Origin of the sequence: Microbacterium sp. NPDC087868, assembly GCF_044900755.1 — a bacterium.
Classification (GTDB): Bacteria; Actinomycetota; Actinomycetes; order Actinomycetales; family Microbacteriaceae; genus Microbacterium; species Microbacterium galbinum.
Genome location: NZ_JBJDNO010000003.1, coordinates 583,804 through 609,968 on the forward strand (window position 1 = coordinate 583,804; position 26,165 = coordinate 609,968).

Consider the following 26,165-nt stretch of genomic DNA (forward strand, 5'->3'; position numbering starts at 1 on the left):
TTGTTCCTCAGGGTGCTGTCTGTGCGGGTGCGAGGGAAGGTGCTGCGGGTGCGGATGCTGCGGGTGCGGTGCTGCCCGGGGTGAGTATCCCGGCGAGGCCGTCTCGGATGAGGCGCTCCTCGAGGGGGTCGTCGCTGATCTGGGCGTGCCAGAGTACGCCGTCGATGAAGACGGCTGCGGCCTTGGCCCTGTCCAGTCCGTGAACGGGGGCGATGAATTCGACGACCTGGTCGGACCAGCGCCGAGCCAGTTCGCGCACGCGCGGATCGTGCACGGCGGCGGTCACGACGGCCCGATCGGTCTCGAGGGCGCGGGCGTCGGCGAGGCTCTCGGTGATGAGTCGGGCCAGCGCCTCGGGCGTCACGCCGGCCGATTCGACGACCTGACGGGTGGCCTCGATGCGCAATTCGATCTCGCGCACGAGGAAGCCGAGCGCGGCATCGCGCAGGTCGTCGAGAGTATCGAAGTACTGGGTCGTCGCTCCGAGCGGAACGCACGCCCGGGCGGCGACCTTGCGGTGGGTGAGGGCGTCGACGCCGATCTCGACGATCAGCTCGGCGGCCGCTTCGACGATCTCGCGGCGGCGCGCTTCAGGGTCGCGTCTGCGCCGCGCTTTCGTCACCATCGGAGTCCTCCCGTACGTCCGTACATGTACATTTGTACATTTTTGGGGTGGGAGGAACCTGGGAGCGGATGCCGTCTACCGCAGCACCGCGCCGAGCGCGAGCCCCGCGCCGGCGGCGAGGAGCCCCAGGACGAGCATCCCGACGGCGTTGAAGACCGCCGCCCGACGTGCACCGCCCCGCTGCAGGGCGACGGTGTCGAGCATCGCCGTACTGAAGGTCGTGTAGCCGCCGATCAACCCGGCCCCGATGAGGAAGAGCTGGTCCGGAAGCGCCGTCGTCACGAGCCCGAGCGCGAACGATCCGGTGAGGTTGATGAGCAGGATGCCCCACGGGTACCGACGGCCCGCGAAGCGGGCGACGCCCTGATCGACGACGTACCGCAGCACGCTGCCCGCACCTCCCGCGAGCGCGGCCGCGACGAACAGCAGCGGGCTCATGACGGGGCTCCCGCATCACGCACTCCCGCATCACGCCGGGGACGGCCGACGCGCAGCCCGGCCGCCGCGGCGACGAGGCCGAACACGAGCGACCCCACGGCGTACGCGGCACCCACGAGCGGAGCATCCGCCCACAGCGCCAGCGTGCCCGTCATGAAGGTGCTGTACGTCGTGAAACCACCCAGGATGCCGGTGGCGAGGAACACGCGCAGATCCCTCGACGCGGGCAACCGCGCCGCGACCACGCCGATGAGGAACGCCCCGACGATGTTGGCGATGAGGATCGCGAAGGGGAATCCGCCGTGATCGGGGACCAGCAGCATCAGAGCCAACCGTGCCGCCGTACCGATCGTGCCGCCGGCCAGCACGAGGAGCAGGCGGCGGAGGGTCACGGCATCACGCTACTCCTCGCGAGGGCGTGCCGAGCACTTGTCAAGGGCGTGGGCGGTGCGGTGCGGGCCGCGTTGACTGGCCCGCATGAAGCCCCTGTGGAAGTCCGACGCCCCCACTCCCCTCGGCACTCCCTTCGAGCCGGGCGCGCGTCACGACGTGGTGATCGTCGGCGCCGGGATCACGGGTCTCTCGACCGCCGTGATGCTCAGCCGCGCCGGCCTCGACGTCGCCGTCATCGAATCGGGCGATGTCGCCGAGCTCGCGACCGGCGGCAACACCGGCAAGCTCTCCCTCCTGCAGGGCAAGCGGCTGGCCGAGATCCGGGAGCACCATCCGGCCGCGCTCGTGCGCGCGTACGTCGAGTCGAACCGGGCGGGGATGGACTGGCTCACCGCCTTCGCCGACGGCGCCGACGTCTCGTACCTCCGTCGCACCGACCACTCGTACGCCCAGGGCCGCAGCGGACTCGAGACCCTCGAGGCGCAGCACGCCGCCGCGCAGGAAGCCGGCCTGCCGACGCGGATGCTCGCGGCCGGCGACCTCGGCGCACTTCCGTTCGCCGTCGCCGGGGCGGTGGCCCTCGACGATCAGGTGACGATCGATCCCGTCGAGGTCGCGGATGCTCTGGCCCGCGTCTTCCTCGCCGCCGGCGGCACGCTGCACACCGGCATCCGCGCCACCGGGGTGCGGGTGATCCCCGAGACGCACGTGAAGACCGCCGCCGGACCCATCTTCGCCAAGGACGTCGTGCTGGCGACCGGCAGCGCCATCCTCGACCGCGGGCTGTATTTCACGAAGACGAGCGGCATGCGGTCGTACTGCGTCTCGTTCCGCGTGCCGGGCGAGGTGCCCGCCGAGACGTTCCTCTCGGTGGACTCGCCCAGCCGATCGATCCGTCCGGTGGCGGATGCCGACGGCCCGGGCGGGATCGCCCAGCTCGTGGTGGGCGGGAACGGGCATCCGGTCGGACGATCCGACAGCGAAGAGGCGGCGGTCGAAGACCTCGTGCGGTGGACGCAGGAGCACTTCCCCGGCGCCGAAGAGACGCACCGCTGGTCGGCGCAGGACTACCAATCGCACAACCGGATCCCCTTCGTCGGCGCGATGCCGCGCGGCCTCGGCCGCATCCGCTTCGCGACCGGCTACGCGAAGTGGGGTCTGTCGAACGGCCCGGCGGCGGCGATCCGCCTGTCGTCCGAGATCCTCGGCACGCCGTGGCGCGAGCGGCCGCACTGGATGACGACGATCGCCACGCGCATGACGGTTCCCGCCGATCTCGCCCAGGGTGCGCAGGAGGGCCTCGAGGTCGGCAAGGAGGCGGTGAAGGGATGGACGGATGCCGAGACCCATCCCGTGCCGGTACCGCGCCCCGCCGAGGGCGAGGGGGTCATCGCGAACCGCGCCGGTCTCCCGGTCGGCGTCTCGACCGTCGACGGCGTCACGCGCGCGGTCGACGCCGTCTGCACGCACCTGGGCGGCGTGCTCGCCTGGAACGACGCCGAGTGCACGTGGGACTGCCCGCTGCACGCCTCGCGCTTCGCCGCCGACGGCACGCGCATCGAGGGCCCGGCACTGAAGGACCTCCGCGAACTCCCCCGCACCGGCCGGCGCTGACGCGCCCCCTGCATCCGCTGAGGGGTCAGTCCACGTGCGGGGGCGCGGCATCCCACCCCTGTTGCGGTGTCTCGCAGTCCTCGCGGAAGACGTACTGCGAGGCGAGCTTTCGCTGACTGCTCGACCAGTCGATCGCCGGGCGGCGTTGCTCGGGCGGCAGGTAGCCGAGCCGGTACACGGCCATGAGCTCGAGCTCGTCGGGTACGCGCAGCAGCCGCACGATCTCGTCCCACCGCCCCGGAACCTCCATCGGGAACGAGATGAACTGGATACCCATCCCCAGCTCGACCGTCGTGAGCCAGATGTTCTCCATCGCGGCGCCCATGCTGAACACCGAGTAGAACGACGAGAGCTGCCCGGGTCGGTACTCGCTGCGGTCGAGCATCACGCCCAGCAGCAGCGGCGACCCGGCGACGAGCTTGCGGTTCTCCTCGCCCAGCGTCTTGGGCACGCCGAACGTGTTCATGAGTTTCTGCCCGCGCTTGGTGAACACCTGGCTCGTGAAGGGGCGCAGCGCCGCGGGCAGCTTGTCGAACAGCATCCCGCTGCGCTTCTCGTCCATCTCGGTCTGGCTGAAACGGAAGTACGGCTTGTAGCGCTCGAAGAACGTGCCGTTCGACATCGCCTCGGTCATGCTCTCGCCCGAGATGCGCGAGATCTGCGCGATCGTGTCGGGGTTCTCGATCACGACGAACCGCCACGGCTGGCTGTTCAGCTGCGAGGGCGCACGCCCGGCGGCCTCGAGCAGGATGCGCTGGTGCTCCTCGCTCACCGGATCGGGCAGGAATCCGCCGTTGGTGGTCTTGCGGCGGCGGATGGCGTCGAGCAGTTCCATGGGGTCACTTCCGGTCGGCGGACGGCACGCGCGAGCACACGACGCCCGCGACGATGAAGGGGGCGGCGGCCAGCGCGACGAGCGGATGCCGCGCGCTGTGCGTGCCGAGGTAGGGGATCGCCGCGAGCGGCGCGGCAGCGGGGAGCAGGGCGAGGGCGGCGCGACGGCTCGCACGGCGCGGGCGCGCCCACAGACCGGCGGCGATGGCTCCGCCGGTGGTGACGCACGTCGCGATGTAGAGGGCGTGGTGCACCCAGCGGAAGTTCCGCGTGTCGATGACCTTCGCGGCCACGGCGGTGCCGAGCGCGGCATTGGCCCCGTAAGCGGATGCTGCGACGACGAACAGCGGTGCGGCCATGCTCCGCCGCCGCCTTCGCCTCCACGTCATGCCCCGACCTTACGCCCGCGCCCCCTCCGCCGAACCACCCCTTGCGCGCGAAACACCCCTGTGGGTACGGCACCCGGAGGGGTGGGTCGTCCGCACAGGGGTGGTTCGGTGCGCGGCATGGCCTACAGATTCGCCTCCGCGTACACGCGGAGCGCGTCGCAGACGAACTCCGCGCCGTGGGCGCCACCCGATGAGGTGGCGTAGTTCGCGCCGAAGCGCGGGTCGGCGACGTACATCTCGCCGAGTCCGAGCACGTACGCCTTCGCGTCACCGTCGGGGGCGGATGCCGGAGTCCCCGGCACTTGCGTCAGCCACTCGACGTGGCGGCGGGCGAGGGCCTGCGCCTCATCGGATGCCGGGTCGATGCCGCTCTCGGCGGCGGCGATCCAGTCGCGACCGAGGTCGGCGACCCTCTGCTTCCAATCGGTGCGCTCGGCATCCGTCATGCTCCGCCACCAGCGGTCGCCGTCGGCGTAGGCCTTCGTGCCCCAGCGCTGCTCGACCTCGTCCCTGTACTGCGTGTGGTCGAAGCCGTCGAACATGTTCTCTGCCATGAGTTCTTCACCTCCTCTCAGAGCGTCGATGGTGGATTCGACCGACGCGATCTGTCGCGCCAGCCGGGTCTGCTCCTCGCGCAGCAGCGCGAGGTGGGTTTCGAGAGCGGATGCCTCGGCGCGCTCGCGAGCGAGCACCTCCGCGATCTGCGGCAGCCCGAGTCCGAGCTCGCGCAGCAGCAGGATGCGCTGGAGGCGCACGAGGGCGGTCTCGTCGTAGTGGCGGTAGCCGTTCGCCGCGATGCGCGTCGGTGCCAGCAGTCCGATGTCGTCGTAGTGACGCAGGGTTCTGCTGGTCGTGCCGGCGAGGCGGGCGATCTCCTGGATCGACCAGTCCCGACTGCTCATGCGCTTCTCCTTCCGTGTGGATGTCTCCACCGTAGAAGTTGACGTTGCGTCAATGTCAAGCGGCGCGAACCCGAGAGTTTCCCGACCTCTTGACAATGTCGAGATATATCGTGTTATGTTTCTCGCACACGATATATCTCGATCCTCGACCCAGGAGAAGCAGACATGACCGAGAAGTGGCTCATCGCCCCCGGCGAAGAACGCGTCATCGACATCGAATCCGTGACGCGCCTCAAGGTCGGCCTCGTCGGCGGACAGGTCGACGTGATCGCGCACGACGAACCCGGCATCCGCATCGAGGTCCACGGCGTCACCACCAAGGACCTCCGCATCGAATCCCACGACGGCGAGGTCGAGATCGACCACCCGCAGCTCGGCTGGGACAACTTCCTCGAGGTGTTCCGCAACTTCGGCAGCGGCGGGCCTCGCGCCGAGGTGAGCGTGGCCGTGCCCCGCTCGATCGCGCTGAACCTCGGCGTCGTCAGCGCCGGCGCCCTCGTCTCCGGCATCCGCAACGATGCTCGCCTCAGCACCGTCTCGGGCGACCTCATCGTCGACACCCTGATCGGCGACCTCACCGTCAACACCGTCTCGGGCGACGTGCAGGTGCGCGGTCTCACCGGCTCGATCAACGCGAACAGCGTGTCGGGCGACGTGGCCGTCACCGGCGTCGTGCGCAAGGCGACCGTCGACATCGTCTCGGGCTCGACGACCGTCGACGCCGCCGGCGACGTGAACACCATCTCGGTGAACTCGGTCTCGGGCGGCACCACGGTGCGCCTCGACGAGTCGCTCGCCGCGAACTACGTCATCCGTTCGCTCAGCGGCCGCCTGCTCATCGACGGCATCGAGCGCAGCTCCTCGGGGCCGAGCAACTACACCGGCACCAAGGGCGAGCTCGCCGGGCGCTTCGTCGATCTGCGGGTGAACTCCGTCTCGGGCGGCGTCACGGTTCTGCGCCGCACCCCCGAGTCGATCACGAACGACGCGGAATGGGAGGAAGAGGCATGACCCCCGCCGTCTTCTCGCACGGCGACCTGCGCCTGTACCTGCTGTCGCTGCTCGCCGAGTCGCCCCAGCACGGCTACGGCATCATCCAGGCGCTCACCGATCGCACCGGCGGCACCTACACCCCGAGCGCCGGCACCATCTACCCGCGCCTCGCGAAGCTCGAGGAAGAGGGGCTCGTCACCAAGACGGTCGACGGGCGCACCACGATCTACGCGATCACCGACGAGGGCCGCGCCGAACTCGCCTCCCGCGAGAACGACCTGGCCGGGATCGAATCCGGGCTCGCCGACTCGGTGCGCCTCATCGCGAACGAGGTGCGTCAGAGCGTGCAGGACGCGATGAAGACCCTCCGGGCCGACCTCGCCTCCGCTGCGCACGACGAACGCCAGTCGGCGAAGAGCCGCCCGCGCTCGGCATCCGATGACACCCGGGTGACGAGCCGCGAGGAGATGCACCGGGCGGATGCCGTGATCAACGCGTTCCGTGCACGCATCCGCACCGATCTGCGCACGCACGTGGCGCAGGGCGGCGCGCTCCCCGCGAACGTGGTGACCGATCTCGAGAACGCCCTCGACGCCGCCGCCCGCGCGGTGACGGTCGGCATCTCGACGACCCGCTAGGCCGCCGCCGACGGAACGGGGTCGCTGAGCCTGTCGAAGCACTCCGCCCCGCATCACCCGCCACGAGAAGGTCCCGGTACCGCCCGCCGATATCGGGACCTTCTGCGCTACTGTCACCCCATGAGCATCGCTCGTCCGCTGCGCCGCAGCATCGCCGTCGCCGCTGCGGTGGCACTCTCGGTCATCGCCCTCACCGCATGCGTTCCCAGCATCACAGACATCCTTCAGCGCTCGACCGCCTCGTCCGTCGAGCAGATTCAGGACGACCTCTGGCCCTACCGTGCGGACATCGTCACTGATCCTGAACAAGCGATCGTCGCGCTCGGATTCATCGCGGACGCCCGTCACGGTGTGCCACTGGAGGACAACCGCGGAGGAACGCTCCTTCTGAACATCAGCGATGGCGAGGACGGCCCGGCTCTCACTCTGCTCGCATCGGGTGGGGCGCAGACGGGAGGCGGGTGGACGTATGACCAGCAATCCGCCGCGGTCTGTGTCACGTTGACCTTCCCGCAGACTCGGGATCGCATCGTCACCACGCCCGCGAGGTGCCCTGACATCCCTCAGCTCGAGCACTTCGACCGCGTCTACTCCCTCGACGATCTCGACGTGCGCCGCGAAGTCACTGACGCTGATTACCCGGCGCCCGTGTGCCAGTGCTACAGCGGCAGCCCGTGCGACTGCCCGGGAGGCTAGGAGTACCGGCCGAAGCCTTCGACTGCAGCGCTGAGTCTCACGATGGAATCGGACCAGTCAGGCCCCTCGCTCACCGCGGGGACCGATGAGAGGATGACGGCGTGAGCACCCTCCGACCGATCGATGTCGATTCGTGGCCGCGCGCCGAGCACTTCCGGCACTACTCGACCGACGTCCCGTGCACGTATGCCGTCACGGTCGAGCTCGATGCGACGCGGCTCGCGGCGGCGATCCGCGACGCCGGGCGCAAGACGTATCCGACCCAGATCTGGGCCCTTGCCGAGGTCGTCAACCGCCACGAGCCGTTCCGGATGGGATTGACGGGCGACGGCGCACCCGGCGTGTGGGATGTGGCGCATCCCTCGTTCACCGTCTTCAACCCCGAACGCGAGACGTTCGCGAGCGTGTGGACGCCGTACGATCCCGACTTCGCGACCTTCCACGAGCACGCCATCGACCTCCTGAGCACGCACCGCTCGGCGACGGAGATGTTCCCGCAGTCCGATACGCCGCCCAACACCTTCGACGTCTCGAGCCTGCCGTGGACGACGTTCACCGCGTTCTCACTGCAGATCAAGGATGCCTGGACACATCTGCCGCCGATCTTCACTCTCGGCCGCCACGTCGAGCGCGACGGCCGGGTGATCCAGCCCCTCGCGATCCAGATCCACCACGCGGCGGCGGACGGCTTCCACACCGGCCGCCTCGTCGATGATCTCCAGCGACTGTTCGACGACCCGAGCTGGGCCTGCTGAGACGACCCCGGAGACCTACTCCGCCGCCTCCGGCCAGATCTCCTTCTGGGAGTCGGGCACGAGGTCGCCGAGCGGCACGACGAGGATCGACCGGTGCTGGCGATGCGCCAGGCGAGCGGCGACCGATCCGGTGAAGAATTCTCGGATGCTCTCGCCGATGCCCCGCTTGCGGGTGCCGATCACGATCAACTGAGCGTCGAGCTTGTGCGCCAGCTGCTTGATCGCGAGCGCCGGGTCGCCGACGAGCTGACGGGCGGTCCAGGTGATGCCCGAGGCGTCGAGGGCCGGGGCGACCGCCGCCTGCACGGCCTCGAATTCGGCCGCACCGGCGTCGAAGTTGATGTCGATGGGAGCCGAGTGCACGTAGCCGTCGGGGTCCTCGTACGTGACGAAACGCGTCACGTCGACGTGGGCGACCACGAGGGGCACACCGAGCAGTCGGGCGTAGCGCACGGCCTCGTCGACCACGCGGCCATCCTGGTGCGGCTGCACTCCGACGATCACGGCCTTCTGCAGAGCCTGGTTCTGCGCCGCTTCGTCGGAAGGCGTCGAGGTGTGGTCGGCCATGAGATCGCTCCGTTCACCAGCCCGGCTGAGGCCAGGGGGTCTGACCCGCGTGCTATTCTGAATGCTACTCTTACCGGCTTCGAACCGGTGTCGTGAATGCCGCGGGACCTGACCACCCGCCGCTTAACTCGTGAGGGGGTCTCGCGCATGGGCCGTGGCCGTCAGAAGGCGAAACACACAAAGATCGCCCGCGAACTCAAGGCGTACAGTCCGTCGGTGAACTACTCCGCGCTCGAGCGCGAGTTGGCTCACCCGACCGACGAAGATGCCTACGTCGACAAGTGGGCAGATGACTACGCCGACGAAGACGAGGACGAACTAGAGAAGGCCTGACCGCCCCTCTGTTCGACTTCTCCCCCGTATGACCTACGGGGTTTTCGTCGTACCCGGGCGACACGATCTGCGAGGATCGACGCATGCCCCATGTCGTCGCTCTCTACCGTCACCCGATCAAGGGCTTCACTCCGGAGTCGGTCGACTCCCTGACCGTGCAGGCCGACGGACGGGCCGCGGGAGACCGCGTGCTCGCGTTCCGTTTCGCGGATGCCGCGACACCGGAAGAGCGCGACGGCCTCGAGCACTGGCCGAAGGCGAAGGGTCTCGCCCTGCAGGACTTCCCGGCGCTGGCCGCCCTGCGCACGCACTACGACGACGCCCGTGCACGAGTGCGGATCGAGCACGACGGCGCGGTGCTCGCGGAGGCGGGTCTCGACGACGACGGACGCGCAGAGCTGACGGATGCCGTCACCGCGTTCGTGCGCGCGACGCGGGAGGGTCGTCGCCTCGAGCGTCCCGGGCGACTCCCCCTCGTGCTGGTCGGTGACGGCGAGACCTCGCGCTTCCAGGACCGAGCCCGAGGCTACGTTTCTCTGCACAGCCGCGGCAGCGCGGAGGCATTGGGCGAGGCCGTGGGAACGGGGATCGACGATCGACGCTTCCGCTCGAACATCGTCATCGACGGGGTCGATGCGTGGGCCGAGCTGGACTGGGACGGCGAGGTGCGGATCGGCGACGTCACGCTGACCACGGAGGGACCGATCGTGCGCTGCCTCGCGACCCACGCGAACCCCGACACCGGCGAACGCGACGTCAAGGTGCTCACGACCCTCACCGGTGCGCTCGGACAGGACGAGCCGACGCTCGGACGCCTGTTCCTCCCGGTCACCCCTCAGAGCGATGAGAACGCGCCGACGGGAGTCATCCGCGTCGGCGACGAGGTGCACGTGCCCTGAGCGTCGAGCTCACCAGCGGCCGTGCCGCGCCTCCCACTCGTCTTCGATCGTGCGGCGGCGCCCGGCGACGAGACCCGCGGGGATCGACACGACGAGCACGCCGATGACGACCATCAACGGCACCTGCCAGCTTCCGGTGGTCTCGTGCAGCAGGCCGATCAGCAGCGGGAAGACCGCGGCGATGCCGTAGCCGATGCTCTGCACGAAGCCGCTCAGCGCGACGGCGCTCTCGGGCGTGCGCGCACGGATGCTCAGCAGCACGAGGCTGAGCGGGAACAGGATCGCCGTGAGCCCGTAGATGATCGCCCACAGCGCCGGGGCGACCGTCGGCACGAGCAGCAGACCGCCGAGACCCACGACGCCGCAGGCGACCGCGAACAGGAAAAGCGGCCGCGTCGCCTGGAAGCGCACGATGAGGATCGGCACCAGCAGCCCGCACGGGAGACCGGCGAGTGCGAAGAGCGAGAGCAGGAATCCGGCCGTCGCGGGGGTGACGCCGGCGATGTCGACGAGCATGGTCGGCAGCCAGGCGAAGGCGACGTAGGCCATGGTCGACGACGTGCCGAACACCAGCGCCAGTGCCCACGGCAACGGCATCCGCCACAGCCGGCCGAACACGCGCGGGCTGGCCGGCACCGTGGCGATGGGTCCGGTGGCGACGGCCGCGGCATCCGTCAGGTCGTCGACCCCGTCGGTCGGGTCGAGCACGACGTCGGCGGCACGAGCGGATGTCGTCGACGCGCGCCCGCGTTCACCGATCAGCAGCGCGATCCACGGCAGCAGCGCGAGCACCGCGAACCCGCCCCAGAGCCCGAGCGACACCCGCCAGCCGAGCGAGTCGGCGACCGGCACGGCGACGAGCGGCGGCACGAAGGTCGAGACCGCCATCATGGTGGAGTACAGCGTCATCATGACGCCGAGACGGTCGGGGAAGTACTTCTTCACCAGCGGCGGCAGCAGCACGTTGCCCGCGCCGACACCGGCGAACACGACCACGGTCGCGGCGAGCAGGCTCGTCGAGTCGCCCGCGAAGCCGCGCAGCAGGAGTCCGAGAGACATCAGGGCGAGGGCGCCGACCGCGACACGCTCGAGCCCGAAGCGTCGTTCGACGAGCGGGGTGACCAGCCCGAACACGGCGAAGCACACCGGCGGCGCGGCGCCGATGAGGCCGACGATCACCGGCGACACCGGGAAGTCACGGGAGATGTGGTCGATCACCGGTGACAGCGAGGCGACCGCCGAACGCAGCGAGAACGCCACGAGCACGATCCCGATCAGCGCGAGAGCCCGCCCCTGCCAGAGCGGGCGGCCCTCCGCGATCATGAGGTCTGCGAGCTCTCCACCCAGGCCAGGTACTCGTCGCTCACGGTTCCGGTGACGTACCGGCCGTCGAAGCAGCTCATGTCGAGGTCGTCGACGACCGAGCCCTCGGTGATCGCGGCCTTCAGGTCGTCGACCTCCTGGTAGACGAGGTGGTCGCAGCCCAGTACCTCGGCGATCTCGGGGATCGTGCGACCGTGCGCGATGAGCTCGTGACGCGACGGCATGTTGATGCCGTAGACGTGCGGGTGCCGCACGGGCGGCGCCGCCGAGGCGAAGGTCACCGAGACCGCGCCGGCATCCCGCGCCATCTGGATGATCTCCTTCGACGTCGTGCCGCGCACGATCGAGTCGTCGATGAGCAGCACGTTCTTGCCCTGGAACTCGGTCGACATCGCGTTGAGCTTCTGGCGCACGCTCTTCTTGCGCACCGCCTGCCCCGGCATGATGAAGGTGCGGCCGACGTAGCGGTTCTTGTAGAAGCCCTCGCGGTACTCGATGCCGAGCTTGCGGGCGACCTCCATCGCGGCGGGGCGCGACGAGTCGGGGATGGGCATGACGACGTCGATCTTGTTCATCGGCACGTGCTTCGCGATGGTGTCGGCGAGACGGTCGCCCATGCGCAGACGCGACTCGTAGACCGAGATGCCGTTCATGACCGAGTCGGGACGCGCGAGGTAGACGTACTCGAACGCGCACGGCGAGAGCTGCGTCTCGGCGGCGCACTGCTTGGTGTGCAGCTCGCCCTCGGTCGTGATGAAGACGGCCTCACCGGGCTCGACCTCGCGCACGACCTCGTAGTCGCCGTTCTCGAGCACCAGCGACTCGCTCGCGACGACCCACTCGTCCTTGCCCTCGTTGCCGGGCACGGTCGACGGGCGACGCCCCAGGATCAGCGGGCGGATGCCGAAGGGGTCGCGGAAGGCGAGCAGACCGTAGCCGGCGATCACGGCGATGACGGCGTACGCGCCCTCGATGCGCTCGTGCGTGCGCTCGACGGCCTCGAAGACCCGCTCGGGGTCGAGGTCGACCGTCGAGGTGGTGTTCTGCAGCTCGCCTGCGAGCACGTTGAGCAGCAGCTCGGTGTCGCTCGACGAGTTGAGGTGGCGGCGATCGCGCTTCGCCATCTCGGCGGTGAGCTCACGCGTGTTGGTGAGGTTGCCGTTGTGGATGAGGATGATGCCGTACGGCGCGTTCACGTAGAACGGCTGCATCTCCTCTTCGTTCGATGCCGTGCCCTTGGTCGCGTAGCGCACGTGACCGAGACCGACGTTGCCGAGCAGCGCACGCATGTCGCGGGTGCGGAACGCCTCGCGCACCATCCCCTGCGCCTTGGCGTTGTGCATGACGCCGTTCGCCTCTGCCGTGGCGATGCCCGTCGCATCCTGGCCGCGATGCTGCAGCAGGAGGAGAGCGTCGTAGATGTCCTGGTTGACCGGGGCCGTCCCCACCATTCCGACGATGCCGCACATGGGGTTTTACTTCGCTCCGTCCGCGTAGGCGCCCACGAGGCGCACCGCTCCACCGTCGACGCCCTTGGCGCCCTGTTCGAACTCTCCTGCCGGACGCCCGTCGAAACGCACCGTGCCGACCTGCCACGCGGGCATGCCCTCGGCCTGGAGCGCCGCGATCGCGGCATCCTTCGCGCTGTCGGAGACCACCGCGAGGAACCCGATACCCAGGTTCCAGGTGCCCTCCGCCGACTCGAGCGACGAACCGGCGATGTCGCTGAGCACGCGGAAGACCGGGCTCGGCGACCACGTGCTGCGGTCGACCTCGGCCCAGCTCCCCTGCGGGAGCACGCGGGCGAGGTTCGCCGCGATGCCGCCGCCGGTGACGTGGCTGAGCGCGTGCACCGCGCCCGGGATGGCGTCGATGAGACGCAGCAGGGGAAGCGTGTAGAGGCGGGTCGGCTCGAGCAGGGCCTCGCCCCACGTGCCGCCGAGGTCGGCCGAGTTGTCGCCGTACGAGATGCCGGCGCCCGTGATGATGTGACGCACGAGCGAGTAGCCGTTGGAGTGCAGACCGCTCGAGGCGATCGCGAGCACCGCGTCGCCGTCGGTCACGCGGTCGGCGCCGAGGATCGCATCGGCCTCGACGACTCCGGTCGCGGCACCCGCGACGTCGTAGTCGCGCGGACCCAGCAGACCCGGGTGCTCGGCCGTCTCGCCACCCACCAGCGCGGTGCCCGTCGCGGCGCACGCCTCGGCGATGCCGCGCACGATGTCGGCGATGCGCTGGGGGAAGACCTTGCCGCAGGCGATGTAGTCGGTCATGAAGAGCGGCTTGGCTCCCACCACGACGATGTCGTCGACGACCATGCCGACCAGGTCCTGGCCGATCGTGTCGTGCTTGTCGATCGCCTGGGCGATCGCGACCTTCGTGCCGACGCCGTCGGTGCTGGTCGCGAGCAGCGGGCGGCGGAAGTCGCGCAGCGCGCTCGCGTCGAAGAGACCGGCGAATCCGCCGACGCCTCCGAGCACTTCGGGGCCGTGCGTCGCCCGCACGGACGACTTCATCAGCTCGACGGCGAGGTCGCCGGCAGCGGTATCGACGCCGGCTTCGGAATAGGGATTGGTGGGGGAGGCAGCCACGCGTCCAGCCTACCGCCCGCCGGGCGTGCCGAGATGCGATCGGCTCCTGCGGAGGGAGGCGATCGCATCGGCGTCACCGTCAGCGCTGAGCGTCGTCAGCCCCGTCGACATCGTCGGCCGTGTCGCGTTCTCCTCCGGCATCCGCGGCGTCACCGTGCCGCGCGTCGCCTTCGCCGGTCACGCCCCAGGGCGCGGTCCCCGTCTCCATCCCGCTCATCGCTCCGGACTCTCCGTCGGCGCCGTCGGCTGCCGGGCCCTCGCCCGTGCGTTCGTTCTCCTGATTGCGCATCATCTCTTCCTCTCGTCCGCGGGCAGCGGATGGCCCACTTCCCCCGGTCTACGCCTCGACGGTCGAAAGGGCGCGCGGGTTGACGCGGCGCGCGGCAGCGGTTAGCACTGCTTCCCGGATTCTCACCCCGAGCGCGGCCACAGCCCTACGATGGGGCCATGGCCGACAAGCCGCAGTGGCTCATCCGCGAAGACGCGAGCGTTCCGGTGCTCGTCGCGCTCGCGCTGCGCCAGGCCCTCGGCATCCGCGTTCCCGACGATCTGCCGACTCTGCGCGACCTGCCGGTGCGCGCGCCGGATGCCGCCGACGCCACGTCGGCCATCGAGAAGCAGTGGCGCGACTACTGGGACATGACGGTCGAGCCGCGCGCACACCCCTCCGGTGTTCCCCTCGAACTGATCGACGGTTTCGACACGCTCGTGGCGCTGCCCGCATCCGGCGCGGAAGAACTCGGGGCGGGGATCGCCGCGCACGCGGCATCCGCTCTGCGCTACGCGCGCGCCGCGCACGACCGCTACGTGAAGTCGATGAAGAGCCACACCGGCGGCGACGCCTACCGGGCGTACGCCAGCGCGATCGCCGAGTTCGAGCGCGACATCGGCCGGCGGGCCCATTCGTTCGAGCTGAACGTGCAGGTGCTGCCGTTCTCGCAGCGTGGGATCTGGTGGATCGGTGATCTGACCGTCGCGGTGACCGACGGCCTGCGCCGAGACATCGTGGCGTTCGACTCGGCCATCCGGCCGGTCATCGCCGAGCTGGCCTGAGGGTCAGTCGCGCTCGGGGGCCGGTGCGTCGGATGCCGCGGCCTCGGGTGCCGCCTGCGCCTCGGGTGCCGTCTGTGCTTCGGGCGCCTCGTCGTGGATCTCGATGATCGTCTCGCGGTCGACGCGCACGACCCGGTCGTGCCGGCGGCCGGTGCGCTCCAGGATCAACGCGACGACACCGCCGAGGGCGATCCCGATCGGCACCGTCCACAGCAGCAGGAATCCGAAGACCTGGCCGGGCGGGTAGACGACGTCGAGGGCCTGCGACTCCTCGAAGCTGCCGGTGAAGGTGAGGATGCCGGCGGCGATCACACCCAGCACCACACCGATACCCATGAACACGCCGTACCGCGGCACGTGGCGCACGGTCGCTTCGACGGTCTGCGGGGTCTCGGAGGAGGACATGCCCCCATTCTCCCACCGTTCCCTGCGGGCCGCGGCACGTCCTTCATCTCGTCGCTCCGCTCCTCGCTCAGGAGCCGGGTGTCTGCGGCCCCTGAGACCCGGCTCCTGAGCGAGCGGAGCGCGACGAAGGGCCGCATGCAACGGAGGAGAACTCGCGCTCCGCAGGAAGCATCCGCCGTTCTGATCCTGCGGAAGGCGAGTTCTCCTCCGTCGGGAAGACGAGATCTCCTCCGTCACGGGAGGAGAACTCCGCGTCGGGCGGATGCTTCGCCCAAAAACCTCCGCCCATCACCGAGAACTCCGCCCATCACTGCGTCGCTCCCCGGAACACGGAGACCTCCGCCCGACCCACCCACGACGAACCGCCCTCCCGCGCGATGCGGAAGGGCGGTTCGATCGGGTGTCAGACCTCGGTGGTCGTGACGGACGACTCGGCCGTCGAGCGGCTGCGGCGTCCGATGAGCACACCGCCCGTGCCGACGAGGGCCACGACGACGAGTCCGCCGACGATCCAGACCCAGACCGGCACGCCGCTCTGCTCGTCGGCGACCTCGGTGACGGCGGTGACCGCGGTGGTCGCCTCCGACTCGGTCTCCTCGTCGTCGGCCGGGGCCGCGACTCCGCAGTCCGCACCGACGGGGATGACGGCGCTGACCGGGTCGAGCTCCTCGCCCGCGGCATAGGTGCCGAAGGCGGCGGCACCGGCCTCGGTGAGCGTCGACGGGATGCCGTCGAGCGTGATCACTCCGTCGACCGCGGTGACGTCGGCCAGCGAGAACTCGGCGAACCGCACGTCCTTCAGGTCGATGGCCTCGCCGGACTGCGTGGTGCCGGTGACGTCGACCACGATGTAGCCGGTGTCGCCCGCGAGCTCGAGGCGGAAGTTCGCCAGCGTCGTGTTCAGCGCGCCGTCGTGGCCCGTGAAGTTGATGCTGCCGCCGTAGGTCACGAGGCCCGCGCCGCTCTCGTCGTCGTACGAGCCGGAGCCGTTCGACCACACGAAGTCGGGGTACTGGTAAACCACGTCGGTGAGCGTCCAGCCGCCCTTCGCGATGCCCTCGATGTAGGTGCGGAACGACTCCTTGTATCCCCAGTTCAGGCTCGCGCCCTCGACGGTGCAGGCGCCGATCACGACGGTCTCACGAGCCAGCGTGAAGACGAGTCCGCGGGTCACCGAGCCCTGGAGGGTGAGCGTGTGCTCACCGTTCTCGAGCGTGGCGGGCAGCGTGCCGGTCCACGTGGCGACACCGTTGGTGTCGGCATCCACCGTGCCGAGCAGGACGGGCGTCGAATACACGACGACCTGGATGCCCTTCTCGTTCGGCTCGAAACCGGATGCCGTGATCGTCGCCGTCTTGCCCGACTGCAGGGCGGTGAGGTTCTCGTCGTCGATCTCGATACCGGTGGTCGCCGGAGGCGTGGCCGGGAGGGCCGCCTTCTTGACGACCGCCGCGGCCGCGGCGACGGTGCCGGTCGATCCGCTCGGAGCCGCGGCTGCGGAACCGATCGTGAACGTGACCGGGCTCAGAGTCGTCGAGTACCCCTGGAACACCTGGTTGACGCCGGCGGAGGTGATGGATGCCGGGGCCGAGGTGTAGGTGACCGCGCCGTTCGCCGTGGTCTTGCCCGCACGCGACAGGTCGAGCGTCGCGAACGGCACCTGGCTTCCGCCGTTGGTCACGTAGAGCGTCGCCGCATTCGCCGAGGTGAAGCGGATCTGCGGGTTGGCGACCGTGACATCGAGGATGCCGCCGTGACCGGTGAACCGGACCGCGCCCACGTACGAGACCGCGCCGAGGCCGGTCGCGGGGTCGTAGGTGCTGCCGGTCGCCTGTCCGAACTGGAACAGTCCGTCGGCGCGCGTGGCACCACCGGTGACCTCGATCGCGCCCTTGGCGATGTTGCCCGTGATGTAGCTCAGGAACGAGCTCGACACGTCCCAGCGCAGCGATCCACCGGGGACGGTCGCGACCGGAGCGGTCGGGGTGACCGGGGGCTTCGGGGGCTTCGGGGGCTGCGGCGGCTTCGGGCCGAAGATCTTGTCCCACTGCGCCTCGGTGACCGTCACCGTGCTGCGGGCGTAGATCGTCGATGCGGTCGGCATCGTGTGCTGCTGCCAGCTGATGACCTCGTACGTCTTGGTGCGGTCGAGCGCGCTCGCCGCCGCCGTGAGGTCGACCGAGTAGCCGCCGCCCGAGACGCTGCGCACGAACTGCATCGCGATGAAGCCGCCCTCGGCGGTGACGTCCGCCTCGGTGCCCTTCTCGATGAGCGCGACGTACGCACCCGTGATCGAGCCGTGCTTCGAACCGGTCGCCGTGACGGTCAGGCCGTTCTGGGCGGTCGCGGACGTCACCGCGGTCGTCACCTTCGGGCCGTCCAGGGGACCGAACACCGCATCCCACTGCGCATCCGTCACGTTCACGGCCTGACGCGCGTAGATCGTCGACGCGGTCGGGAGGGTGTGCTGCTGCCAGACGATGACCTCGTACGACTTCGACCGGTCAAGACCCGCCTTCGCCGCCACCAGATCAACGCTGAACGCACCACCGGACACGTTGCGCACGAACTGCATCGCCGCGAACCCACCACCGGCGGTCACATCCGCCTCGGTGCCCGCCTCGATCAGCGCCACATACGCACCCGTGATCGACCCCAGGTTCGACCCAGACGCAGCGACCGTCAGACCCTCGGTCGACGCCACCGTCACCGAACCCGACACCGTCGGGCTGCTCGGCGGGAACACCGTGTTCCACTGCGCATCCGACACCGTCACGGCCTGACGCGCGTAGATCGTCGACGCGGTCGGGAGGGTGTGCTGCTGCCAGACGATCACCTCATACGACTTCGACCGGTCAAGACCCGCCTTCGCCGCCACCAGATCGACACTGAACGCACCACCGGACACGTTGCGCACGAACTGCATCGCCACGAACCCACCACCGGCGGTCACATCCGCCTCGGTACCCGCCTCGATCAGCGCCACATACGCACCCGTGATCGACCCGAGCTTGGAGCCTCCGGCCGTGACGGTCAGACCGTCCTCGGTCGCCGTCTTCACGGTCGCGGTCGCGACGGGTGCCTCGGCGTAGTTCAGGGCGACGCTACGCTCCTGCTCGGCGTTCACGACGCCGCCGGCGGCATAGGTGTAGACACCGTACGCACCGGGCTTGGCCGCGGAGTCCTTCAGCGTGAGCGTCGCGGTGAACGTGCCGTCCGCCGCGATGTCGACCCACTGGCTGCGGATGGTCGGCTGGAATGCGTCCGGAACCTGGTTCAGCACGGTCTCGGAGAGCGCCCAGAGCTGAGAGCCGATCGAGCGGTTCGCAGACGGAGCGGATGCCGACGGCTTCCAGTTCTCGGCGAAGTTGCCGAACACGACGTACGTGCCCTGGGGCAGGTTCGCGGGGATCGGCACGCCTCGTCCGCCGACGTTCGCGGTCGGGCTGTATCCCGAGCCCTTCACGACGACCTTGTCACCGGTCTTGAGAGCGGTACCCTCAGCCGGGGTCACGCCGTCGGCCAGGAAGACCGAGATCGACGGGGCAGCCGGAACCGGCTTGACGATGTCCCACTGCGCCGTCGAGATCGTGACGGGCGTGCGCGCGAGCATGGTCTGCGCGTTCGGCATCGTGTGCTGCGTCCAGACGATGACCTCGTAGGTCTTCGTGCGGTCGAGAGCGGAGGCCGGAGCCGCGAGCGCGACCGAGAAGACTCCGCCCGAGACGTTGCGCACGAACTGCATCGCCGCGAATCCGCCGCCGGCGGTGACGTTCGCCTCGGTGCCGGTCTCGATGATCGCGGCGTAGACGCCGGTCGCGGCGCCGAACAGCGTGCCGGTGACATTCGCCGTGATGCCCGCATCGCTGACGGCGAGGTCGGAGACGGCGACCTTCGGGGCCGGCGCGTAGTTGAGGGCGACGCTGCGTTCCTGGTCGGCGTTGCTCACGCCACCGGCACCGTAGGTGTAGACGCCGTACGAGCCGGGGGTCGCCGTGGTGTCCTTGAGCGTCAGGGTCGCCGTGAACGAACCGTCGGCCGCGAGGGGCACCCACTGGCCGCGCACGGCGGCCTGGTACTGCGAGGGAACCTGGTCGAGCACGCTCTCGGCGAGCGCCCACGCCTGCACCGAACCCGAGCGGGCCGCGGCTGCGGCACCGGCGGACGGCTTCCAGTTCTCGGCGAAGTTGCCGAACACGACGTAGGTGCCCTGGGGCAGGTTCGCGGGGATCGGAGCGCCACGGCCGCCGACGTTGGCGGTCGGGTCGTAGCCCGTGCCCTTCACGACGACCTTGTCGCCGGCCTTGAGCGCGGTGCCGGCCGCGGGCGTGGTGCCGTCGGCGAGGAAGACGGAGATCGCGGCGGAAGCCGGAACCTCGGGCTCGGTCGGCGTCTCGGGCTCAGCGGGGGTCTCCGGCTCAGCGGGCGTCTCCGGCTCGGCGGGGGTCTCCGGCTCGGCGGGCGTCTCCGGCTCAGCGGGAGTCTCCGGCTCAGCGGGGGTCTCCGGCTCAGCGGGGGTCTCCGGCTCGGTCGCGGGCGGGAAGACGGCATCCCACTGCTCCGCGCTGATGGCGACATCGGCGCGGGCATAGATGTTGATGGCGTCCGGGATCGTGTGCTGCTGCCAGACGATGACCTCGTACACCTTGGTGCGGTCGAAGGCGGATGCCGCCCCCGCGAGGTCGACCGTGAAGCCGCCGTCGGTGACGGTGCGCACGAACTGCATGGCCGCGAATCCGCCACCCGCGGTCACGCCGCTCTCGCTGCCCTTCTCGATGACGGCGGCATAGGCGCCGGCCGTTCCCTCGGGAAGAGCGGATGCCGTGGCCCGCACCGTCACACCGGACGTATCGGCCACGGTGACGCTGGTGGTGACGACGGTATCGGCCGCGAGCGCGGGCTGAGCGACCGTGAGGCCGGTCACGACGAGGAAGAGCGATATCAGGGCAGCTATCGCCGCGCGGACGCGGCCTGTCGCTGTGGTGCTGGGTGCTGTGGAGTTCACGGTTTCTCTCCGGGCCCCGGGGTGCGCGGGCACGCACGCCGGCGGTGCCGCTATGCAGTCGGGCGAAGGGATTAGGTTAGGCTGCACTAAGCAGCTACCGTTTCTGAGCGTAGGCTGTGCGCGAGGCTCGCGTCAAGTTTTAGGATAGCCTTGCCTTATGCGCCGCGTCTTTGCCGTCTTCCTCGCTGCCTCGCTCGCGATCGGACTCGCCGGTTGCGCACAGCCCGGCGCGGATGCCGCAACCCCCGACGCCTCGGCAACGCCCGCGGACGATTGCCCCCAGGCATCCATCGCTCTCGCCGATCTCGACCTCGTCGATGACGTCCGCGCCGTCAAGGGCGGATCGACCGCCTGCCTGTCGAGCCATGCCATCACCCCCATCGACGACGACACCGTGCCCGAGCTGCCGGTCACGGTGACCGACAGCGAAGACCGTGAGGTCACGATCACCTCGGCCGACCGCATCCTGCCGATCGACATCTCGGGCACCATCGCCTCGACCGTCTTCGCCCTGGGCCTCGGCGACCAGGTCGTCGGGCGGGATGCCTCGACCCAGTTCGCCGGCACGGAAGACCTCCCCGTCGTCACGCAGAGCGGGCACAGCCTGAACGCCGAGGCGATCCTCGAGCTCGCCCCCACCGTCGTGCTCACCGACACGACCATCGGTCCCAAGGAGGTGCGCCAGCAGTTGCGCGACGCGGGCATCGCGGTCGTCGTCATCTCGAGCGACCGCCGCATCGACACCACCGACGAACTCGTCACCGAGATCGCCGGCGCCCTGGGAGTGCCCACCCGCGGAGCTGCCCTCATCGAACGCCTCGCGGGCGAGCTCGACGACGCCGAGGCCGAGATCGCCGAGATCGTGCCCGCCGACGAGGCCGATCGCGCCCGCATGCTCTTCCTCTACGTGCGCGGCAGCGCGAACGTCTATTACATCTTCGGCGAGGACTCCGGCGCCGATTCCCTCATCGACGCGGTCGGCGGCGTCGACGTCGCCGAGGAGATCGGCTGGGAGGGCATGAAGCCCATGACCGCCGAAGCCCTCGTCGCCGCGAAGCCCGACGTGCTCGTGATGATGACCGACGGACTCGAATCGGTCGGGGGCATCGACGGTCTGATCGAACGCGTACCCGCCGTCGCCCAGACGCCCGCCGGAACCAACCGCCGCGTGATCGACATGGCCGACAGCGAGATCCTGAGCTTCGGGCCGCGCTCGGCCGAGATCATCAGCGCCCTCGCCCGCGCCCTCTACGCGCCCGAGCCCGCGAAATGACCTCGGAGGTCGTCACCCCGACGCCGACCACGCGCCGGGGGCTGCGCTTCGCGCTGGTCGTCATCGGCCTGCTCGCAGCGCTCGTGATCACCTGCATCGCATCGATCACGAGCGGCCAGTACGACCTCTCCCCCACCGATCTCGTCGGCGTGCTGCTGCACGGCATCGGCATCGACACCGCCTGGGCGCCGTCGAACGCCACCGATTACGGCGTCATCAACAGCATCCGGATGCCGCGGCTGGTGCTCGGCCTGCTCGTCGGCGCCGCGCTCGCGGTGTCGGGCGTGCTCATGCAGGCGATCTTCGGCAACCCGCTGGCGGATGCCGGTGTCGTCGGCGTCTCGTCGGGCGCCGCCCTCGGCGCGGCCGCGAGCATCACCCTGGGACTCGCCTCGTTCGGGATGTGGACGACCCCCGCGTTCGCCTTCATCGGCGGACTCGTGGCGGTGCTCTCCGTCTACTTCATCAGCCGTTCGGGTGGGCGCACCGAGGTCGTCACCCTCCTGCTCACGGGTATCGCGATCAACGCGATCGCGGGCGCCGGGATGGCGTTCCTCACGTTCATCGGCACGACCTCGACGCGCGAGCAGATCGTGTTCTGGCAGCTCGGATCACTCAACGGCGCGCTGTGGCAGAACGTCACCCTCGTCGCACCGCTGGTCGCGATCGGCATCGTCGTGGCGTTGATCGTCGCTCCGAGCCTCGACCTCTTCGCCCTCGGCGAGCGCACCGCACGGCACCTCGGGCTCAACGTCGAACTGCTGCGCATCACGGTCATCGTCACCGTGGCGCTGCTGGTGTGCGCGGCCGTCGCGTTCGCCGGGATCATCGGGTTCGCGGGCCTCGTCGTGCCCCACCTGATGCGCATGATCATCGGCCCCGCGCACCTGCCGCTCGTGATCGCCTCGGCTCTCGGCGGCGCACTGCTCATCGCCGTGGCCGATCTCGTCGCCCGCACCGCCGTGCCCCTCGCCGACCTGCCGATCGGCATGATCACCTCGCTCGTCGGCGGCCCCTTCTTCCTCTGGCTGCTCGTGCGCACGCGCCGCCGGGCGGGAGGCTGGGCATGACCGTCCGCCTGCGGGGCACCGGGCTCACCGTGCGCGTCGGCGACGGTCGCGCGATCCTCGACGACGCTTCGATCGACATCCACGCCGGGCAGATCCACGCCCTCGTCGGCCCCAACGGCGCCGGCAAATCGACCCTGTTCGGCGTGCTCGCCGGCGACGTGACGGCCCAGACCGGACGGGTCGAGCTCGACGGGGCGCCGATCACCGGCATCCGTTCGCGCACCCTCGCGCAGCAGCGGGCGGTGCTGCTGCAGGAGAACACCGTCACGTTCCCGTTCACGGCCGAGCAGGTCGTGCGCATGGGGCGCTCGCCCTGGGCGCGCACTCCCGCGGCCGACGACGACGACGCGATCGTCGCGACCTCGATGGGATCGACCGAGGTGCTGCCGCTCAGCGCCCGCTCGGTCACGTCTCTGTCGGGCGGTGAGCGCGCCCGCGTGGCGCTGGCCCGCGTGATCGCTCAGAGCACCGGCATCCTGCTGCTCGACGAACCCACCGCCGCTCTCGACCTCAAGCACCACGAAGACGTCATGAGGCTCATCGGACTGCAGGCGGCCGAGGGCGTCGCCGTCGCGATCGTGCTGCACGACCTCAACGCCGCACTGGCGCATGCCGACCGTGTCACCCTGCTGTCGCAGGGGCGCGTGGTCGCCACCGGCGCCCCCGCCGAGGTGCTCACGGCGCCGCGCATCGAAGAGGTCTACGGTCAGCCCGTCGACGTCTTCCCCCACCCCGTCACGGGGGTTCCGCTGGTGGTCGCGCGCCGCTAGGTACCGGCGCGCTACGGGCGCAGCGGGAGCACGTCGACGAGGTCGGCGCGCGTGCCCGAGGCGGCGATGCGACCGGATGCCGCGGCATCCGCCCACTGCTCCTCGCCCAGCGCGACCGCGAGCCACGTCGCGGCATCCATCTCGACCACGTTCGGGGGCGTGCCGCGCGTGTGCCGCGGACCCTGGATGACCTGCACCGCGCCGAACGGCGGCACCCGCACCTCGACGCTGTTGCCCGGCGCCTTCTCGTCGAGCAGCTGCAGCAGATACCGCACGGCCGTGGCGAGAGCGGGGCGCGGAGGCTTCTCGCCCGCGGCATCCGCCTGCTTCACGACGTCGAGCGCCGTGCGTCCGTCGACGATGTCGATCTTCTTGGCCATCTCCTCACCCTATGACCGCGCGTAGGCTCGCAGCATGAGCATGCATCCCGAGGGCGCCCGCGCCGAGCTGCTCGCCGCGGCATCCGGGCACGGCTGGAGCGGCCCCTTCCCCGCACTCCTCGATCCCGAGAACGCGCACGATGCGGCGGTGCTCATCCTGTTCGGTGTGCTCGATCGCGAACCAGCCGTGGTGCCCGATGCGGCCGTCGCGCGCGACCTCGACGTGCTGCTGCAGCGCCGCGCCCCCACGCTCTCGTCGCATCCGGGTCAGGTGTCGTTCCCGGGCGGTCGGGTCGAGCCGGGAGATGCGGATGCCGCCGCCACCGCGCTCCGCGAAGCAGAAGAGGAGACCGGACTCGACCCGGAGGGCGTCGACGTGCTGGCGACCCTGCCCGAGATCCCCCTGGCGGCCAGCAACCATCGCGTCACCCCGGTGCTGGGGTGGTGGCGCACGCCGTCGCGGGTGGCGGCGATCGATCACGCCGAGACGGTGGAGGTGTTCCGGGTGCCGGTGGCGCAGCTGCTCGACCCGGCGACGCGGTACACCTCGGTGCGCACGTTCGGCGACCGCACGTTCCGGGCTCCGGCGTTCGACGTCGACGGCACGATCGTGTGGGGCTTCACGGCCATGGTGCTCAGCGGCATCTTCGACGCGGCCGGGTGGACCGTGCCGTGGAACGTCGCCGACGAGCGGCCGGTCTGAGGGGTCCTCGAGGCGCGGCCCTTCGGCGGGCTCACGGACCGGCGGCCCGTCGACAAGCTCAGGGACCGAGCTGCACCTGTACCTAACTCAGGACAAATCGACTGATTCTGCGCTTTCCTGCCCTAGATGGCCCATAGCGCTCCGTTTGTCCTGAGTTAGTGCCACCCCGCGAACGCCGCCCGCCCCGGCACCCCGCCGAAACCCGACGGGCGAGGCTCGATAGGCTGGGCGGGTGAAGATCCTCGTCCTCGGTTCCGGTGCCCGTGAGCACGCGATCATCCTCGCTCTGCGAGCAGAGAAGGCGGAGCACGAGATCTTCGTCTCCCCCGGCAACGCCGGCATCGCACAGGATGCGACCCCCGTCGCGGTCGACGTGCTCGACGGCGGCGCGGTGACCGCGTTTGCGAACGAGCACGCGATCGACCTCGTCGTCATCGGCCCCGAGGCACCGCTGGTCGCTGGTGTCGCCGATGCGCTGCGCGAGCGCGGCATCCCGGTCTTCGGCCCGGGCAAGGCGGCGGCCCAGCTCGAGGGTTCGAAGGCCTTCGCCAAGCGCATCATGGACTCCGCGGGTGTTCCCACGGGCCGCGCCGTGCGTGCGACCACCACCGCCGAGGTCGAGGCGGCGTTCGACGACCTCGGTGCCCCGCACGTCGTGAAGGCCGACGGTCTCGCCGCCGGCAAGGGCGTCATCGTCACCTCCGACCGTGCCGAGGCCCTCGCGCACGCCGAGCAGTATCTGCCCGCCGGCCCGGTGCTCGTCGAGGAGTTCCTCTCCGGCCCCGAGGTCTCGCTCTTCTTCCTCAGCGACGGCGACACCGTGCGCGCGCTCAGCCCCGCGCAGGACTTCAAACGCGCGCTCGACGGCGACGCCGGCCCCAACACGGGCGGCATGGGCGCCTACTCGCCGCTGCCCTGGCTCGCCGAGCAGTTCGGAAGCGAGCAGGAGTTCGTCGCCGAGGTCACGCGCGACGTGGCCGTGCCCGTGATCCGCCAGCTCGACGCCGAAGGCACCCCCTTCATCGGCCTGCTCTACGCCGGCCTCATCCTCACCCCCGCGGGTGTGCGCGTGATCGAGTTCAACGCCCGTTTCGGCGACCCCGAGACGCAGGTCGTGCTGCCGCGCCTGGTCACGCCGCTGTCGGAGCTGCTGTTCGCCGCGGCATCCGGCACCCTCGAAGACCAGCCCGAGCCCGTCTTCGGCGACGACGTCGCGATCACCGTGGTGCTCGCGAGCGAGGGCTACCCCGAGGCCCCGCAGACCGGCCGCCCGATCGAGAACCTCGCGGATGCCGCGGCCGTCGAGGGCGTGCGCATCGTGCACGCCGCGACGGCGGGTCCGGATGCTCCGGGCGGAGACCTGCTCGCAACCGGCGGCCGTGTGCTGAACGTGGTGGCGACGGCATCCGATTTCGGCACCGCCCGCGCCCGCGCGTACGACGCGATCGGACGCATCCGTCTGGAGGGCGCGCACTACCGCGGCGACATCGCCGCCCGCGTCGCGGAATGACGCTGC

The 26,165-nt window shown here is 70.1% G+C and carries 27 protein-coding genes; 13 read left to right on the forward strand and 14 right to left on the reverse strand.

The window, feature by feature from the left end; translation table 11 throughout:
• Positions 1–7: 7 nt before the first annotated feature.
• The 3 genes from ACI2JZ_RS12930 to ACI2JZ_RS12940 all read right to left on the reverse strand — a co-directional run bounded on the left by ACI2JZ_RS12930 (position 8) and on the right by ACI2JZ_RS12940 (position 1,455).
• A complete protein-coding gene (locus ACI2JZ_RS12930) occupies positions 8–625 on the reverse strand; it encodes a TetR/AcrR family transcriptional regulator (RefSeq protein ID WP_404597901.1) in 618 nt (205 codons plus the stop codon).
• Between the two features lie 75 nt (positions 626–700).
• Complete coding sequence (locus ACI2JZ_RS12935) at positions 701–1,063, reverse strand: fluoride efflux transporter FluC (protein ID WP_404597902.1); 363 nt, start codon at positions 1,061–1,063, stop codon at positions 701–703.
• Positions 1,060–1,455, reverse strand: a complete 396-nt coding sequence (locus ACI2JZ_RS12940; protein WP_404597903.1) for a fluoride efflux transporter FluC — start codon at positions 1,453–1,455, stop codon at positions 1,060–1,062. Before ACI2JZ_RS12940 ends, ACI2JZ_RS12935 begins: the two co-directional genes overlap by 4 nt.
• A gap of 85 nt (positions 1,456–1,540) precedes the next feature.
• Here ACI2JZ_RS12940 and ACI2JZ_RS12945 point away from each other — a divergent pair, with 85 nt between their 5' ends.
• Complete coding sequence (locus ACI2JZ_RS12945; RefSeq protein WP_404597904.1) at positions 1,541–3,070, forward strand: FAD-dependent oxidoreductase; 1,530 nt, start codon at positions 1,541–1,543, stop codon at positions 3,068–3,070.
• Between the two features lie 25 nt (positions 3,071–3,095).
• Here the strand turns inward: ACI2JZ_RS12945 and ACI2JZ_RS12950 are convergent, their stop codons facing one another.
• The 3 genes from ACI2JZ_RS12950 to ACI2JZ_RS12960 all read right to left on the reverse strand — a co-directional run bounded on the left by ACI2JZ_RS12950 (position 3,096) and on the right by ACI2JZ_RS12960 (position 5,195).
• On the reverse strand, positions 3,096–3,905 hold the full coding sequence (locus ACI2JZ_RS12950) for a nitroreductase family protein (RefSeq protein ID WP_404597906.1): 810 nt from the start codon (positions 3,903–3,905) through the stop codon (positions 3,096–3,098).
• 4 nt (positions 3,906–3,909) lie between these two features.
• Positions 3,910–4,263 (reverse strand): hypothetical protein, encoded by a 354-nt coding sequence (locus tag ACI2JZ_RS12955; RefSeq protein WP_404597908.1) that lies wholly within the window; start codon positions 4,261–4,263, stop codon positions 3,910–3,912.
• A gap of 152 nt (positions 4,264–4,415) precedes the next feature.
• Positions 4,416–5,195, reverse strand: a complete 780-nt coding sequence (locus tag ACI2JZ_RS12960; RefSeq protein WP_404597910.1) for a MerR family transcriptional regulator — start codon at positions 5,193–5,195, stop codon at positions 4,416–4,418.
• A gap of 165 nt (positions 5,196–5,360) precedes the next feature.
• On the opposite strand from ACI2JZ_RS12960, the gene ACI2JZ_RS12965 reads away from it, so the two are divergent.
• The 4 genes from ACI2JZ_RS12965 to ACI2JZ_RS12980 all read left to right on the forward strand — a co-directional run bounded on the left by ACI2JZ_RS12965 (position 5,361) and on the right by ACI2JZ_RS12980 (position 8,277).
• The gene (locus ACI2JZ_RS12965; RefSeq protein ID WP_247623607.1) at positions 5,361–6,206 is read left to right on the forward strand and encodes a DUF4097 family beta strand repeat-containing protein; all 846 of its coding nucleotides are present in this window, start codon (positions 5,361–5,363) and stop codon (positions 6,204–6,206) included.
• Entirely contained in the window at positions 6,203–6,826 is a 624-nt protein-coding gene (locus ACI2JZ_RS12970; RefSeq protein ID WP_247623608.1) for a PadR family transcriptional regulator, read from the forward strand. Before ACI2JZ_RS12965 ends, ACI2JZ_RS12970 begins: the two co-directional genes overlap by 4 nt.
• Before the next feature lie 120 nt (positions 6,827–6,946).
• Positions 6,947–7,522, forward strand: a complete 576-nt coding sequence (locus ACI2JZ_RS12975; RefSeq protein ID WP_404597911.1) for a hypothetical protein — start codon at positions 6,947–6,949, stop codon at positions 7,520–7,522.
• 101 nt (positions 7,523–7,623) lie between these two features.
• The gene (locus ACI2JZ_RS12980) at positions 7,624–8,277 is read left to right on the forward strand and encodes a CatA-like O-acetyltransferase (protein WP_404597912.1); all 654 of its coding nucleotides are present in this window, start codon (positions 7,624–7,626) and stop codon (positions 8,275–8,277) included.
• A 15-nt stretch (positions 8,278–8,292) separates the two neighbouring features.
• Here the strand turns inward: ACI2JZ_RS12980 and ACI2JZ_RS12985 are convergent, their stop codons facing one another.
• Positions 8,293–8,844: a universal stress protein gene (locus tag ACI2JZ_RS12985; protein WP_336641090.1), complete on the reverse strand. Its 552-nt coding sequence runs from the start codon at positions 8,842–8,844 to the stop codon at positions 8,293–8,295.
• 147 nt (positions 8,845–8,991) lie between these two features.
• On the opposite strand from ACI2JZ_RS12985, the gene ACI2JZ_RS12990 reads away from it, so the two are divergent.
• Positions 8,992–9,177: a DUF3073 domain-containing protein gene (locus ACI2JZ_RS12990; RefSeq protein ID WP_017204296.1), complete on the forward strand. Its 186-nt coding sequence runs from the start codon at positions 8,992–8,994 to the stop codon at positions 9,175–9,177.
• An 83-nt stretch (positions 9,178–9,260) separates the two neighbouring features.
• Complete coding sequence (locus ACI2JZ_RS12995; RefSeq protein ID WP_404597914.1) at positions 9,261–10,076, forward strand: MOSC domain-containing protein; 816 nt, start codon at positions 9,261–9,263, stop codon at positions 10,074–10,076.
• Between the two features lie 9 nt (positions 10,077–10,085).
• Here the strand turns inward: ACI2JZ_RS12995 and ACI2JZ_RS13000 are convergent, their stop codons facing one another.
• From ACI2JZ_RS13000 to ACI2JZ_RS13015, 4 genes are all read right to left on the reverse strand, one after another.
• On the reverse strand, positions 10,086–11,399 hold the full coding sequence (locus ACI2JZ_RS13000; protein WP_247623613.1) for a CynX/NimT family MFS transporter: 1,314 nt from the start codon (positions 11,397–11,399) through the stop codon (positions 10,086–10,088).
• A complete protein-coding gene (gene purF, locus ACI2JZ_RS13005; protein ID WP_336641093.1) occupies positions 11,396–12,868 on the reverse strand; it encodes an amidophosphoribosyltransferase in 1,473 nt (490 codons plus the stop codon). Before purF ends, ACI2JZ_RS13000 begins: the two co-directional genes overlap by 4 nt.
• Positions 12,869–12,874: 6 nt before the next feature.
• A complete protein-coding gene (gene purM, locus ACI2JZ_RS13010; protein WP_247623615.1) occupies positions 12,875–13,990 on the reverse strand; it encodes a phosphoribosylformylglycinamidine cyclo-ligase in 1,116 nt (371 codons plus the stop codon).
• 79 nt (positions 13,991–14,069) lie between these two features.
• Positions 14,070–14,279: a hypothetical protein gene (locus ACI2JZ_RS13015; RefSeq protein ID WP_247623616.1), complete on the reverse strand. Its 210-nt coding sequence runs from the start codon at positions 14,277–14,279 to the stop codon at positions 14,070–14,072.
• A 158-nt stretch (positions 14,280–14,437) separates the two neighbouring features.
• Here ACI2JZ_RS13015 and ACI2JZ_RS13020 point away from each other — a divergent pair, with 158 nt between their 5' ends.
• Positions 14,438–15,043 (forward strand): zinc-binding alcohol dehydrogenase, encoded by a 606-nt coding sequence (locus ACI2JZ_RS13020; RefSeq protein WP_247623617.1) that lies wholly within the window; start codon positions 14,438–14,440, stop codon positions 15,041–15,043.
• A 3-nt stretch (positions 15,044–15,046) separates the two neighbouring features.
• Here the strand turns inward: ACI2JZ_RS13020 and ACI2JZ_RS13025 are convergent, their stop codons facing one another.
• Both ACI2JZ_RS13025 and ACI2JZ_RS13030 read right to left on the reverse strand, forming a co-directional pair.
• Complete coding sequence (locus tag ACI2JZ_RS13025) at positions 15,047–15,448, reverse strand: potassium transporter Trk (RefSeq protein WP_404597915.1); 402 nt, start codon at positions 15,446–15,448, stop codon at positions 15,047–15,049.
• Positions 15,449–15,851: 403 nt separating this feature from the next.
• Positions 15,852–20,453 carry an HtaA domain-containing protein gene (locus ACI2JZ_RS13030; protein ID WP_404597917.1) on the reverse strand — a complete coding sequence of 1,534 codons (4,602 nt, stop codon included), beginning with the start codon at positions 20,451–20,453 and terminating at the stop codon, positions 15,852–15,854.
• A gap of 157 nt (positions 20,454–20,610) precedes the next feature.
• On the opposite strand from ACI2JZ_RS13030, the gene ACI2JZ_RS13035 reads away from it, so the two are divergent.
• Genes ACI2JZ_RS13035 through ACI2JZ_RS13045 form a run of 3 tightly spaced genes read left to right on the forward strand, consistent with a single transcriptional unit; the run spans position 20,611 to position 23,566 of the window.
• Complete coding sequence (locus ACI2JZ_RS13035) at positions 20,611–21,726, forward strand: hemin ABC transporter substrate-binding protein (RefSeq protein WP_404597918.1); 1,116 nt, start codon at positions 20,611–20,613, stop codon at positions 21,724–21,726.
• Positions 21,723–22,796 carry a FecCD family ABC transporter permease gene (locus tag ACI2JZ_RS13040; RefSeq protein ID WP_404597920.1) on the forward strand — a complete coding sequence of 358 codons (1,074 nt, stop codon included), beginning with the start codon at positions 21,723–21,725 and terminating at the stop codon, positions 22,794–22,796. Before ACI2JZ_RS13035 ends, ACI2JZ_RS13040 begins: the two co-directional genes overlap by 4 nt.
• Entirely contained in the window at positions 22,793–23,566 is a 774-nt protein-coding gene (locus tag ACI2JZ_RS13045) for a heme ABC transporter ATP-binding protein (RefSeq protein WP_404597921.1), read from the forward strand. Before ACI2JZ_RS13040 ends, ACI2JZ_RS13045 begins: the two co-directional genes overlap by 4 nt.
• 11 nt (positions 23,567–23,577) lie before the next feature.
• Here the strand turns inward: ACI2JZ_RS13045 and ACI2JZ_RS13050 are convergent, their stop codons facing one another.
• Entirely contained in the window at positions 23,578–23,946 is a 369-nt protein-coding gene (locus tag ACI2JZ_RS13050; RefSeq protein WP_247623623.1) for a sterol carrier family protein, read from the reverse strand.
• Positions 23,947–23,980: 34 nt separating this feature from the next.
• On the opposite strand from ACI2JZ_RS13050, the gene ACI2JZ_RS13055 reads away from it, so the two are divergent.
• Complete coding sequence (locus tag ACI2JZ_RS13055; protein ID WP_404597923.1) at positions 23,981–24,649, forward strand: NUDIX hydrolase; 669 nt, start codon at positions 23,981–23,983, stop codon at positions 24,647–24,649.
• Between the two features lie 232 nt (positions 24,650–24,881).
• Positions 24,882–26,159: a phosphoribosylamine--glycine ligase gene (purD, locus tag ACI2JZ_RS13060; protein WP_404597925.1), complete on the forward strand. Its 1,278-nt coding sequence runs from the start codon at positions 24,882–24,884 to the stop codon at positions 26,157–26,159.
• The last annotated feature ends 6 nt before the right edge of the window (positions 26,160–26,165 follow it).

Coding starts and splice junctions, on each gene's coding strand:
- ACI2JZ_RS13020 (WP_247623617.1), top strand. CDS start 14,438: ATGGCCGACAAGCCGCAGTGGCTCATCCGCGAAGACGCGAGCGTTCCG.
- ACI2JZ_RS13055 (WP_404597923.1), top strand. CDS start 23,981: ATGAGCATGCATCCCGAGGGCGCCCGCGCCGAGCTGCTCGCCGCGGCA.
- ACI2JZ_RS12960 (WP_404597910.1), bottom strand. CDS start 5,195: ATGAGCAGTCGGGACTGGTCGATCCAGGAGATCGCCCGCCTCGCCGGC.
- ACI2JZ_RS13035 (WP_404597918.1), top strand. CDS start 20,611: ATGCGCCGCGTCTTTGCCGTCTTCCTCGCTGCCTCGCTCGCGATCGGA.
- ACI2JZ_RS13015 (WP_247623616.1), bottom strand. CDS start 14,279: ATGCGCAATCAGGAGAACGAACGCACGGGCGAGGGCCCGGCAGCCGAC.
- ACI2JZ_RS12935 (WP_404597902.1), bottom strand. CDS start 1,063: ATGAGCCCGCTGCTGTTCGTCGCGGCCGCGCTCGCGGGAGGTGCGGGC.
- ACI2JZ_RS12955 (WP_404597908.1), bottom strand. CDS start 4,263: ATGGCCGCACCGCTGTTCGTCGTCGCAGCATCCGCTTACGGGGCCAAT.
- ACI2JZ_RS12965 (WP_247623607.1), top strand. CDS start 5,361: ATGACCGAGAAGTGGCTCATCGCCCCCGGCGAAGAACGCGTCATCGAC.
- ACI2JZ_RS13045 (WP_404597921.1), top strand. CDS start 22,793: ATGACCGTCCGCCTGCGGGGCACCGGGCTCACCGTGCGCGTCGGCGAC.
- ACI2JZ_RS12995 (WP_404597914.1), top strand. CDS start 9,261: ATGCCCCATGTCGTCGCTCTCTACCGTCACCCGATCAAGGGCTTCACT.
- ACI2JZ_RS13040 (WP_404597920.1), top strand. CDS start 21,723: ATGACCTCGGAGGTCGTCACCCCGACGCCGACCACGCGCCGGGGGCTG.
- ACI2JZ_RS12985 (WP_336641090.1), bottom strand. CDS start 8,844: ATGGCCGACCACACCTCGACGCCTTCCGACGAAGCGGCGCAGAACCAG.
- ACI2JZ_RS12990 (WP_017204296.1), top strand. CDS start 8,992: ATGGGCCGTGGCCGTCAGAAGGCGAAACACACAAAGATCGCCCGCGAA.
- ACI2JZ_RS12975 (WP_404597911.1), top strand. CDS start 6,947: ATGAGCATCGCTCGTCCGCTGCGCCGCAGCATCGCCGTCGCCGCTGCG.
- ACI2JZ_RS12970 (WP_247623608.1), top strand. CDS start 6,203: ATGACCCCCGCCGTCTTCTCGCACGGCGACCTGCGCCTGTACCTGCTG.
- purF (WP_336641093.1), bottom strand. CDS start 12,868: ATGTGCGGCATCGTCGGAATGGTGGGGACGGCCCCGGTCAACCAGGAC.
- ACI2JZ_RS13050 (WP_247623623.1), bottom strand. CDS start 23,946: ATGGCCAAGAAGATCGACATCGTCGACGGACGCACGGCGCTCGACGTC.
- ACI2JZ_RS12945 (WP_404597904.1), top strand. CDS start 1,541: ATGAAGCCCCTGTGGAAGTCCGACGCCCCCACTCCCCTCGGCACTCCC.
- ACI2JZ_RS12950 (WP_404597906.1), bottom strand. CDS start 3,905: ATGGAACTGCTCGACGCCATCCGCCGCCGCAAGACCACCAACGGCGGA.
- ACI2JZ_RS13025 (WP_404597915.1), bottom strand. CDS start 15,448: ATGTCCTCCTCCGAGACCCCGCAGACCGTCGAAGCGACCGTGCGCCAC.
- ACI2JZ_RS12930 (WP_404597901.1), bottom strand. CDS start 625: ATGGTGACGAAAGCGCGGCGCAGACGCGACCCTGAAGCGCGCCGCCGC.
- ACI2JZ_RS13000 (WP_247623613.1), bottom strand. CDS start 11,399: ATGATCGCGGAGGGCCGCCCGCTCTGGCAGGGGCGGGCTCTCGCGCTG.